Genomic DNA, 11587 nt, shown 5'->3' with positions numbered 1-11587 from the left:
GGGGTGATCGATGCAATAACGCAGCGATTGGTTCTTGGCGTTTTTGATGTTGACGACAAAGCCAAATTCGACGCCAACCTCGGCTCGCACGGAGGTGGTTGATTTGCAGAATCGCGGAAGCTCTTTTGAGTCGGCATCCCATTGGGTGTAGATACCAAACGTACGCATCCGGATCTCAGGTTTTCGTTTCGCCATAGAAAAGTGGGAGAGGGAAAGCGTGTCGACGTCAGTATTTGGGTTCGGATCATACCCGGTGATTTGCCCAGTGGCGCCCCCTGAGATGATTTCTTACGCTATAAATAGCAGGCTGTTTTCGATCATCGGATTGCTGCGAGGCCGAGCGGTTTCCTACCAAGCCCGTTGGTCGAAATACAAGCCGCAAAACATTCCTTGTCGATTTTGCCAGAGTACTCTCATGACCCTCAATCTCCACTGCCAATGCGGAAAGCAATTGGCAATTCCTGAAACCTACGCCGGAAAACGAGTCAAATGCCCCTCGTGTGCGGCGGTCCTGCAAGTTCCAGCATTGCCCGAGCCGATCGATATCGTCGAGGATGTGCCGGTCAGTGCATTTCCGGGCGTCACAGCCCCTCGGAACATGTCGCAACCGGGTTACGGTGGCGGCGGTGCAAGTCGTCGTAGCCATGAAGTGGATTACGAAATCGTTGGCAATGACATGCAGATGGTGATCGTTGAATTGGATCCAGGCGAAACGGTGATCGCCGAAGCCGGTGCGATGACGTACATGGAAGAAGGCATCCAGTTCGAGGCCAAGATGGGTGACGGTTCGGCACCGGACACCGGTTTCTTTGGCAAAATGATGAGCGTCGGCAAACGAGCCATGACCGGCGAATCGCTGTTCATGACTCATTTTACCCACACCGGTGCGGGTAAAAGCCACGTGGCATTTGCGGCGCCCTATCCCGGCAAAATCATTCCTATCGATCTCGCGACCATCCCCGGCAACGATCTGATTTGTCAAAAGGATGCATTTTTATGCGCGGCGTTTGGAACCCAAGTCACCATCGCCTTTAATAAAAAAATCGGAACCGGTTTGTTTGGCGGTGAAGGTTTCATCATGCAAAAATTGGTCGGTGACGGGTTGGCGTTTATCCATGCCGGCGGCACGATCATCGAACGTGAACTGCACGGCGAGACGCTGCGTGTTGACACCGGATGTTTGGTCGCGTTTGAACCCCATATAGAATACAACATCGAACGTGCGGGGAATTTAAAAAGCATGTTTCTCGGCGGCGAAGGATTGTTCCTGGCCACGCTGCGAGGGCACGGGCGAGTATGGCTACAAAGCTTGCCAATGCGACGATTGTCCGAACGCATTGTCGCCAACGCAGGCCCGTCCGGCAAAGGCGAAGGCTCTATCCTCGGCTCGCTGGGCAATCTGTTGGACGGCGACTGAGTGTTCTGATTGCCATGCCGAAATTAGATATTCGTTTGCGAACCGTTGCTTCGCTGATCAACCCGCAAGGCGATTCGTCGGTCGTCCATGGAGACATCGGATCGGATCACGGTGGGCTGCTTGTGTCGCTGTTGCGAAGCAAGCGGATTGCCAAAGGGATCGCGGTCGAGAACAAATCGCAGCCGTACGAAAATTCGTGCTATGCGCTAAAAGGGCTGTCCGCTGACGTCCGTTTCGGGGATGGCTTGGCCGTGATTGAACCAGGCGAGTTGACCAGTTTGAGTATTTGTGGCATGGGCGCCGAGAGTATCGTCAAGATCCTCGAAGCGTTACCTGATCGCGTTCCCGATTACGTTGTACTGCAACCCAATCGCCAACATGAACTCGTCCGTGGTTGGGGATTGCGGAACGGTTTTCATTTGAACGAGGAACAGATCGCCTGGGGGCACTGGCCGTACGCGGTGATTTCGTTGCAACGAGCGACGGACGCCATGCACGATGTATCCACGCCAAACGATCCCGCCTACGCCGATGTCGATCTCGAAGCCGCATTGTTGTTTGGGCCGTTGATCATGAAGCGGTGGGAGCCCAAGTTCGCAGACCGGCTTCGCGAGGAGCAAGCCTACCTGCAAGGACTGACAAAACTCGACGGCGACTACGAACACCGGTTGCATCAGATTCAAAAAGTGCTGGCATCGCATGCGGCTCGCTAAGGCTTAAGGCTCAATCTCTGCCTATTCTTGTGAGCCGACGACATTAGCCCGGACAGCTAAAACTTTGATGTCGTCGTGATTCTGAGTTGCCTTGGTTTTCTGCCACCTCTCCACCAACTTCGTCGGGGCAGAGGTAACTGCAGTGGAAACCGGATGAAAAACTCACCCCAATATTTGCCCCCCAAGAAACGCTTTAGCAAAGTCCCCCGCTTTGACCACCCAAATCGCTCTGGACGCCGCGTGCTTGAATAGGCGAAAAGATGCCAAACGCTTCCATTTCTTTTGGATGTTCTATTGCATCATGTCGGAATCCATCCCCAACAAATACGCGTCAATCCGTGATGGATTCGCCGCAATTCGCGAGCTGATCATTGTGTTGGCGATGCTGGCACTGCTGTTCGCCCCGGCGACGATTCGTGAAATCTTAAGTGATGCTGGGATTCGTTCGTTTGCGGGGGTCGAGTTTGATGAAGAAACTCTGGATGAAGTTGAATCGGCTCATTCACGCGTCGCCGAACTTGAACAACAACTTGCCGTTACCCAGCAACAGCTTGACAGTATGGCGCAATCGAGTGCCGTGCGTGCCGACCCACGTTTTGGCACGGTCTCGAAAATGATCGCGGAAGCTCAACAATACGCCTCCGAAACCGAAGACGATTTGCGTGAGGCCAAGGACAAACATTTGGAACTTTGGAAACGAGCGGGCCGACCGACTCGCGGCCATCATTCCTCGGTGACCGCCGAATCGGATCGCCCCGCAGAGCAGCAAGCCCTGCTATCGCCCAGCGAATTGCTCTCGCGCTGAGTCAAGTTCACCACGACGACTGCGATTCTATTGCGTCGTACGCGTGTTATACTTGCAGCATGAAACCTCCTACCCCTGCAACATTGCCCACCTTCGTTGCCCCCAAAATGCTGCCCCCTGCGATGCTGGCCCCTGCGATGTTGGTCCTGGGGGTCTGTATGATCGCATGTTTTGTTCCCGCGACGCTGCTGCATGCCGAAGATTGGTATCGATGGCGAGGCCCGGAGCTCAATGGCATTTCGAGCGAAACCCATTGGCAATCCGAATGGCCCTCGGGCAAGCTGCCGATTGCATGGACGATCGACGTGGGAACCGGGTTTTCCTCGGTGGTGGTTCAAGACAACCGAGCCTACACGCTCGGCCATGTCGACGATCATTCCGTGGTGTACTGTGTCGACGTCAGCGATGGTCGCTTAATTTGGAAACACACTTATCCGGCCCCCTTGGATGCACGTGACTTCGAAGGCGGTCCCACCACCACGCCGACCATCGACGGTGACCGTGTGTATGTCCTCAGCCGCGCCGGTGAACTGTTCTGTTTCGACGCCGCCTCCGGCGAAGTCCACTGGCAAAAACAAATCGCGGACGCGGCAGAGGTTCGCGTTCCTGGATGGGGATTCGCTGCGGCGCCACTTGTCGTCGGTGACAAACTTGTACTGACCTTGGGTGAATCAGGAGCGGTCGTCAACAAACATGATGGCGAATTGATCTGGGCATCCCCGGACCGCGAGTGCGGCTACGCGTCACCGGTTCCGATTCCAAACACAACGACCATCGTGCTTCCATCTGGCCGATCGTTTACCGGAGTCGATTTGGAAACGGGGCAGCCGCAATGGTCACTTCGCTGGTTAACCAGTTTTGGTTGCAATGCGGCCGAACCGATCATTCACGACGGCAAGATGTTTCTTTGCTCGGGATACAATCGCGGCGCGGCGTTGTTCAAATTGACCGACGGCGAACCCGAGTTGATTTGGAAGAATAAAAACATGCTGAATCAACTGCATGGCTCGCTACTGCACGATGGCCATTTGTACGGGATCGATGGCGATATGGAGGCCGGTGCCCGGCTGACCTGTCTGAACTGGGAAACCGGTGACGTGGTATGGTCCGAAGACGATTCAAAGCCAGGTGGACTGAGCCTGGCCGATGGCAAACTGATTCTGTTGACCGAAGCGGGCGAATTGGTCTTCGCCGCAGCAACGCCGGCAGGATTCAGCGAGATTTCACGAGCCAAAGTGCTCGATGGCAAATGTTGGACGGTCCCGGTGTTATCATCAGGGCGCGTTTTTTGCCGATCGATCCAAGGCCAAGTCGCTTGCGTCGATCTCCGCGATTAAGATAGGGAACTCGCGATTCCCTCCCTCCTTCCTCCCCATCCAAAGGATGATCACTCGATGTCTCTCGATCGACGTGCCTTTATCGCTTCCACCGTTGCCGCTTCGACGTTGGCAGCCGCTCCCAAAATTCATGCAGCATCGAAGGACAAAAAGTATCGCACCGCGCTGATCGGATCGGGTTGGTGGGGCATGAACATTTTGCGCGAAGCGATTGCCGCGGGGCAAACCAAAGTCGTCGCCCTCTGCGATGTCGACCAAGACAAATTGGAACTCGCGGCCGAAGAGATCAACGATCTGTCGGGCGAAGAACCGAAGCTGTACGCAGATTTTCGCGAACTGTTTGAAAAGGAAGAGATCGAAATTGCGATCATCGCAACTCCGGATCATTGGCATGCTCTGAATACGTTGGCAGCGATCGAAGCGGGCGCCCACATTTTCATCGAGAAACCGACTGGCCATACAATCGGTGAAAGCCAAGCAATTTTGAAGGCCTCACGCGCGGCCGATCGCATCGTCCAAGTGGGACTGCATCGCCGCATTGGACCGCACCATGTTTCGGGAATGAAATTCTTGAAAGAGGGGGGGGCCGGCGACATCGGTCTGGTGCGAATGTTTGTCCACAGCCGCGGTGGCGCCGAAACACCAACCAAAAACAGTGCTCCGCCAGAGACACTCAATTGGGACATGTATTGTGGTCCAGCTCCGTTGCGTCCGTACAACCGCAAAATCCATCCGGGTGGTTTTCGCCAATATCTCGATTTTGCTAACGGTACGCTCGGCGATTGGGGCGTGCACTGGTTAGACCAGATGTTGTGGTGGTGTGATCAACAGTCTCCCAAAAGCGTTCATTCCACCGGCGGTCGTCCGGTTCGTGGCGAAGCCGTATTGAACGAGGACGTGCAAACCTCGGACGCCCCCGATTCACAAATCGCGACCTATCAATTCGACGACTTCACCGCGATTTGGGAACATCGCCAATTCGGAGGTGCCGGTCCAGAGAAGTCGACCGTGGGCTGCAATTTCTACGGAAGCAAGGGGACGTTCCACATGGGGTGGCGTGACGGATGGACTTTCTATCCGGACGATGCCCGCAAACCCGTGGTGCATGAAGACCATCAACTGCAAGAACCCGACGGGCACAATTTAAAATTGCTGTGGGCTGACTTTTTGCAATCGATTGAATCAGGTCGTCGTCCGACCGCGGATATCGAAATCGGTCATCAAGCCACTACGCTGAGTCTGCTGGGTATGTTGTCGCTCAAACTCGGACGCAGCGTGCGGTGGGATGGCGACGCCCAACGCATCATCGGCGATGACGAAGCCAACGGACTTCTAAAACGCAAATACCGAGCTCCGTGGACCTATCCTGAGATTGGTTAAATGCGATTTTCGACATTCCCAACCGTCCTGCGATCCACGCTGCTGCTTCTCGTTTTCCCATTTTTCATAATGGGTTCGACGTGTTGCTGGCCGCAGCAAAATGACAGTGAGCACAAAATCGTTTTCGACCGCGATGTTGCACCGATTTTTGTGTCTCATTGTCTTGAGTGTCACACGGGTGATGAAGCCGAAGGAGGCTTGTCGCTTATCGACGCAGCCATGGCGATGTCGGAATCCGACAGCGGATTCGCGATCCTCCCACACAATCCAAGCAACAGCGTGTTGTGGCAGCGGGTTGACGCCGACGAGATGCCGCCCAAACATCCGCTCGGCGCGGAAGACAAACGCACGCTAAAACAATGGATCGACGAAGGAGCTGCGTGGGGCACCAGCCCGATCGATCCGTATGCGACGTCGACGTCCACTCGAGCGGGACGCGATTGGTGGTCGCTGCAACCGCTTTCCGAGCCGACGGTCCCTGCGGTTTCCAATGACCGATGGTCTCGCAACCCGATAGATGCTTTTGTCTTAAAACGTTTGCAGGATGCGAATCTGACGCCTGCATCCGAAGCCGATCCACGCACGTTGATTCGTCGTGTCTATTTTGATCTTATCGGACTTCCGCCGACACCGGAACAAGTCGCGGCGTTTGTTTCGGATCCATCTGATGCCGCCTACGAAAATATCGTCGCCGATCTACTGGCATCCAAACACTATGGCCAGCGATGGGGGCGACATTGGTTGGACGTGGTACGGTTCGGTGAAAGCGATGGCTTCGAGCGAAACGCGGCTCGCAAGAATGCTTGGCACTATCGCGATTGGGTGATCGAGTCGCTTAACGCCGACATGCCCTACGACGAATTTGTGCGTCAGCAATTGATCGGAGATCAAATCAGTGGTGGGATCACGGGAGCCGCAGCGACTGGATTTTGGGTTGCCGGAGTTCATAACACCGTCATCGGCGGTAGCCCCCGAATGCGTGAATTGGCACGCCAAGACGAGATCGAAGAGGTGCTGGGTACGCTGAGCCAGAGCTTTCTTGGGCTGACCGTCCATTGTGCGCGATGTCACGACCACAAATTTGATCCGATTTCGCAGGAAGAGTATTACCAAATGGCGTCGTCGATCTCGGGGCTCGGCTTCGGTGAACGAGTCGAACAAACGCCAGAAGATCGAGATCGATTGGACAAACTGACATCCAAACTCGCCTCGCTACAGCATGAATTAGCTGCGATCGATCAAGCGGCACGTCGTGCGATCCTTGCCGACCGCAGCGGAGGGAACACCGCACTCACCAAGCCTTTGCCAGCGTTGGCGCGGTGGGAATTTGACGATGACTTGTCCGACAGCATTGGCGATTTAAACGGCACTTCGATTGGAAACGCCAAAGTCGAATCAGGCATGTTGATTCTGGACGGCCAAAGTTATGTTCAGACACCAGCCATTGCGACGACGATCAACGAAAAATCACTCGAGGCCTGGGTTCAACTTGATACGTTGGACCAATCCGGCGGCGCGGCGATCTCGTTGCAGAGACCGGATGGCAGCGTTTTTGACGCGATAGTTTTTGGCGAGAAAGATCCGAAACAATGGATGGCGGGCAGTAACGGTTTTGCACGAACGGAATCTTTTGCGGCAAGCCAAGAAGTCGACGCGGTGACACGTCCTGTGCACATTGCGGTGGTCTATCAAACCGACGGAACGATCGTCGCCTATCGTGACGGGGTTGCTTACGGAACGTCGGTTCGAAAATCGCCTTTGCAAACCTACGAGGCGGGGCAGGCTCAGATTTTGTTCGGGCTGAGGCATAAGCCCGCCGGTGGAAATCGATTCTTGCGTGCCAAATTGTATCGAGCCGCGTTCTACGACCGCGCGTTGTCGGCTGAGGAAATCCAAAAGTCCTCAAAAACTTTTGCCGATCACGTCACCGAACCGCAAATTGTGGCATCACTAAGTCCGGCCGAACGCAACCATCGTACATCATTGCAGAACGCCATTTCTGATACGCGAGCGGCAATCGAGCAGCACACTGCCGAGAGCCAGGCCAAAATCTATACGTTGACGCCTGGGTCTGGCGCAACCACACATGTGTTATTGCGTGGTGATCCCGCCAATGTCGGTGACGTCGTGGCGCCCGCAGGATTGCAGGCCGTGGCGGGAATCTCGGGCAATTTTGATTTGGCTGTGGATGCCCCCGAAGCCGAGCGTCGCCGCAAACTCGCCGACTGGGTCACCAGCAATGCCAACCCGCTACTGGCTCGCGTGATGGTCAACCGCATCTGGCACTATCATTTTGGCGTTGGCATCGTCGATACTCCCAACGATCTCGGCTTTAACGGCGGCCGTCCGACGCATCCCGAACTGCTTGAGTATCTTGCTTGGCAATTTCGTGGCAATGACTATCGGATGAAATCTTTGCATCATGCAATTGTGACCTCGAAAACGTATCGCCAAGCTGCACACGGTCTTGCACCGGACCGAAATGCCAAAGGACAAGCGATTGACGCAAACAACCGCTTGTTGTGGAGAGGTACGACACGTCGGTTCGAGGCGGAAGTGATTCGCGATGCGATGTTGGCCGTTAGCGGAAAATTGGACGCCGCCGCAGGCGGACCTAGTTTCATCGACGTCTCGGTGACGGAAAACAACGGCACGACCTATTACGAACCGCTCGATACCAACGACGAAGCATTTTGGCGACGAACGGTTTACCGTTTTAATCCGCGCGGTGGACGAAGTGCGTTGCTGGATACATTTGATTGTCCCGATTCCGCATCCACCGCACCCCGTCGCGCCGTGACGACAACGCCGCTCCAGGCACTGAGTCTCTTGAACAACTCGTTTGTTTTACAGATGGCCGATGCAATGGCGGAACGAGTTCGGTCCGAATTCCAGAATGACATTCCTGGGCAAGTGACGCGAGCATGGCGATTGGCGATCGCGCGTGCCCCCAGCGAAGAGGAGCGAGTGCTTTCCGAGCAACTTGTTCGCGATCACGGTTTGGCGGCATTGTGCCGCGGCCTTTTTAATGCCAACGAATTTGTCATGAATTGAGAAAGGCACCATCGATGTCAAATGCAAGTGATCTGATACCGCGTGGGGAGTTGATTGGATGAACTCGACTACAACCCGTCGCGACTTTTTCAATTGGGGTGTTAGCGGTCTTGGCGCCACCGCATTGGCATCGCTGATCCATCGCGAGACACCCTCCGCGTCGGCCTCGGAAGTGACGGTGCAGGCAAAAGCAAAACGGGCGATCCACATCTGTCTTGTCGGTGGACTCAGTCATGTCGACTCGTTTGATCCGAAGCCCGCACTCACGAAGATGCACGGCAAATCGCTGCAAACCGACGAGCAAGTGGATTTGTTCTTTGGGCAAATGGGTTTATTGCGTAAGCAGGACTGGGACTTCAAACCTCGCGGAGAAAGTGGACTGCTTATCTCTGAAATGTTTCCCCACATTGCCGAGTTAGCCGACGATCTGACGATTTTGCGGTCGATGGAATCGAAGTCGGCGAATCATACTCCGGCACTGTTCTTGGCCAATAGTGGTTTCGAGTTCAATGGTTTCCCTTCGATGGGAAGCTGGATTTCCTATGGGATGGGAATGGATAATGAAACGCTGCCGGCCTACGTCGTGCTGAATGATGAACGCGGGGCGCCCAATACCGGTGCATCGACATGGAGTAGTTCGTTCTTGCCATCGAACCATCAAGGCGTGGTGCTTCGCGGTGGCGATCAACCGGTTCGAGACTTATTCCCGGCTCAGAATTTGAGTTCGGCGGACACTGCGACCCGCGAATTTATTAATCAAGTCAACCGCGCTCACGCCGATCGCAACCCGCAGGATGCAGCATTGATAGCGCGAGTGAAGGCATACGAATTGGCGGCCAAGATGCAAACGTCGATTCCCGCCGTCAGCCGTTTTTCGGACGAATCGCTGACCACGCAACACGCGTACGGCATCCACGAGAAACAGACCGCCGATATGGGCAGACGTTGCTTGCTGGGACGACGGTTGTTGGAACAGGGCGTGCGCTTTGTGCAATTGTTTTCCGGAGGACCGATTGCAGGAAGTCCACGCGCCAGCTGGGATGCTCACGAAAACGTCAAAGAAAACCACACGGTCGAAGCGGGACGTATCGACAAACCGGTCGCCGCCCTACTGCGTGATTTGAAACAGCGTGGCATGTTGGAAGACACACTGGTGTTGTTCACTACCGAATTTGGTCGCACCCCGTTCGCTCAGTCTGCCGCGAATCAGGTCGGCCCAGGACGCGACCACAATCGCTACGGATTCAGTTGCTGGATGGCCGGTGCGGGATTGAAGCCAGGAATCGCGGTTGGCAGCACCGACGAACTTGGTTGGAAGGCGGTTGAGCGTCCCATCCCTTGGCACGATTTCCATGCGACGGTTCTGCATTTGTTCGGTATCGATCACGAAAAACTAACGTTCTACCACAATGGCATCCAGCGGCGTTTGACAAACGTCCATGGGGAGGTGGTCCGTGAGGTTTTGGCGTAACGATTGGGTCTTGTCCATCGTCTGGCGAAGGCTGCTACGCCGTTAAATTCGTCATTTGGGTCGAGCGTCATTAATCCCACTCGTTTTTTGCGTTGCTGAGGCGGTTGCGACAACCAAGGGGGCGAAAAGGAGGTTTCCCCGTGTTAGGATCTTGCAATCAAGAATCAAAGTTTAACCTTGTATCAAAAACAGGAATCAAAATGTTGCTTCAATCCATCACGGTTCGCAAACCGTGGGCCATGTTTAGTCTCGTTTGCGGAATGGTCATCGGCGGAGCCGTCGCAGCGGCCGGCGAAGTCGATCCACAGCAAAAGGATTGGTACGAAAAGTACAAGAATCAACAAAACATTCCACCCGCCGATGAGATGTTATTGAACACCGACGCGGAACCCGACTTGTCCGAAGGGTTCACCTCCCTGTTCAACGGAAAAGATTTGACTGGTTGGTCCCCCAAGGGCGGCACGTGTACGTTCGAAGCGAACGACGGAGTGCTGAAGGGAACCTGCGTCCCTGGATCGCCAAGCACTTACCTGTCCACCGACAAAGATGACTATCGTGATTTCATCTTTACATGCGAGATGAAATGGGAAGTCAACGGAAACTCGGGTGTGATGTTTCGCGCTCAGTCGAAGACATCCGAATCGAAGAAGGGCGTCAAGTCGGAAACCGTGTTTGGACCGCAAGCGGAAATGGAAGGGATTACCGGCGACCGCCATTGGTCCGGCGGCATCTACGGTCAAAGCTGCGGTGGTTACTTCTATCCGCTGTGGTTGAAAGAGCATCAAGAGGTCCGCGCGGCACTAAAGAAAACCGACTGGAATCGCTTGACAATCATGGCCAAAGGCAACGTCGTCAAAACATGGCTCAACGGTGTTCCCGCAGCCCACTGGGTCGACGATGGCACTTATCCCGAGGGCTTCTTTGGACTGCAAATCCATGCCGGCAAAAGCGGCACGGTGCTGTGGCGTGACATCCGCGTCAAAGAACTGACGCAGTAACGAGCTTTTTTTAGGCTGCAAATTACCGCATTTGCGTTTCGCAGCTACGCTCGCCAGAGCGTGGATTGTTGACGACCAATGCGGATCACCACCTTCTGGCGAAGGTAGCTACCTGAAAATCGTTCACGGCGTTACCCTCGCCCCACCTCAAGATCATTCCCACCATGGTTTCCATTACCAAGACGCTACTTCATTCCCTTTGCAAACGAGTGCTCTTGGCTGTCGCACTGCTGATCGGCATCACCGGCCCGTCCCCAGCGGCGACCGAAGCCGATGTGATCGTCTATGGCTCGACGCCGGGCGGTTTCTGCGCGGCGATTGCTGCGGCCCGCGAAGGTGCCTCGGTGATTCTGCTTGAACCCACCGATCACGTGGGCGGCGTCAACACCGGCGGTCTCTGCTTTAGCGATTC

At 55.0% G+C, this 11587-nt stretch carries 10 protein-coding genes; 9 read left to right on the top strand and 1 reads right to left on the bottom strand.

The features are described 5' to 3' along the window. On the bottom strand, positions 1 to 195 hold a 195-nt coding region (locus tag ABX962_RS18410; protein ID WP_372721499.1), incomplete at its 3' end, for a DUF3859 domain-containing protein. 220 nt (positions 196 to 415) lie between these two features. Between ABX962_RS18410 and ABX962_RS18405 the strand changes: the two genes are divergently transcribed. The 9 genes from ABX962_RS18405 to ABX962_RS18365 form a co-directional block, all read left to right on the top strand. Next, entirely contained in the window at positions 416 to 1417 is a 1002-nt protein-coding gene (locus ABX962_RS18405; RefSeq protein WP_372721498.1) for a TIGR00266 family protein, read from the top strand. A 14-nt stretch (positions 1418 to 1431) separates the two neighbouring features. Further along, complete coding sequence (locus tag ABX962_RS18400; RefSeq protein ID WP_372721497.1) at positions 1432 to 2130, top strand: tRNA (adenine(22)-N(1))-methyltransferase TrmK; 699 nt, start codon at positions 1432 to 1434, stop codon at positions 2128 to 2130. A gap of 301 nt (positions 2131 to 2431) precedes the next feature. Beyond that, positions 2432 to 2935, top strand: a complete 504-nt coding sequence (locus ABX962_RS18395; RefSeq protein WP_372721496.1) for a hypothetical protein — start codon at positions 2432 to 2434, stop codon at positions 2933 to 2935. Positions 2936 to 2994: 59 nt separating this feature from the next. Then, a complete protein-coding gene (locus ABX962_RS18390; protein ID WP_372721495.1) occupies positions 2995 to 4272 on the top strand; it encodes a PQQ-binding-like beta-propeller repeat protein in 1278 nt (425 codons plus the stop codon). Between the two features lie 57 nt (positions 4273 to 4329). Continuing rightward, positions 4330 to 5652 (top strand): Gfo/Idh/MocA family protein, encoded by a 1323-nt coding sequence (locus ABX962_RS18385; protein WP_372721494.1) that lies wholly within the window; start codon positions 4330 to 4332, stop codon positions 5650 to 5652. A 150-nt stretch (positions 5653 to 5802) separates the two neighbouring features. Then, positions 5803 to 8706 (top strand): DUF1553 domain-containing protein, encoded by a 2904-nt coding sequence (locus ABX962_RS18380; protein WP_372721493.1) that lies wholly within the window; start codon positions 5803 to 5805, stop codon positions 8704 to 8706. Positions 8707 to 8764: 58 nt separating this feature from the next. Further along, positions 8765 to 10177 (top strand): DUF1501 domain-containing protein, encoded by a 1413-nt coding sequence (locus ABX962_RS18375; protein WP_372721492.1) that lies wholly within the window; start codon positions 8765 to 8767, stop codon positions 10175 to 10177. 200 nt (positions 10178 to 10377) lie between these two features. Beyond that, entirely contained in the window at positions 10378 to 11175 is a 798-nt protein-coding gene (locus tag ABX962_RS18370; RefSeq protein WP_372721491.1) for a DUF1080 domain-containing protein, read from the top strand. 164 nt (positions 11176 to 11339) lie between these two features. Then, a partial coding sequence (locus ABX962_RS18365) for an FAD-dependent oxidoreductase (RefSeq protein WP_372721490.1) occupies positions 11340 to 11587 on the top strand: 248 nt, incomplete at its 3' end.

The sequence above is a fragment of the Novipirellula sp. genome (genome assembly GCF_041583735.1).
Taxonomy (GTDB): Bacteria; Planctomycetota; Planctomycetia; order Pirellulales; family Pirellulaceae; genus Novipirellula.
Note: the sequence above shows the minus strand (reverse complement) of the source record. Positions and strands in the feature narration are given on the sequence as shown.

Excerpts from the sequence above, each read along its gene's own strand:
- ABX962_RS18375 (WP_372721492.1), top strand. The coding sequence starts at position 8,765 with ATGAACTCGACTACAACCCGTCGCGACTTTTTCAATTGGGGTGTTAGC.
- ABX962_RS18370 (WP_372721491.1), top strand. The coding sequence starts at position 10,378 with ATGTTGCTTCAATCCATCACGGTTCGCAAACCGTGGGCCATGTTTAGT.
- ABX962_RS18405 (WP_372721498.1), top strand. The coding sequence starts at position 416 with ATGACCCTCAATCTCCACTGCCAATGCGGAAAGCAATTGGCAATTCCT.
- ABX962_RS18400 (WP_372721497.1), top strand. The coding sequence starts at position 1,432 with ATGCCGAAATTAGATATTCGTTTGCGAACCGTTGCTTCGCTGATCAAC.
- ABX962_RS18390 (WP_372721495.1), top strand. The coding sequence starts at position 2,995 with ATGAAACCTCCTACCCCTGCAACATTGCCCACCTTCGTTGCCCCCAAA.
- ABX962_RS18395 (WP_372721496.1), top strand. The coding sequence starts at position 2,432 with ATGTCGGAATCCATCCCCAACAAATACGCGTCAATCCGTGATGGATTC.
- ABX962_RS18385 (WP_372721494.1), top strand. The coding sequence starts at position 4,330 with ATGTCTCTCGATCGACGTGCCTTTATCGCTTCCACCGTTGCCGCTTCG.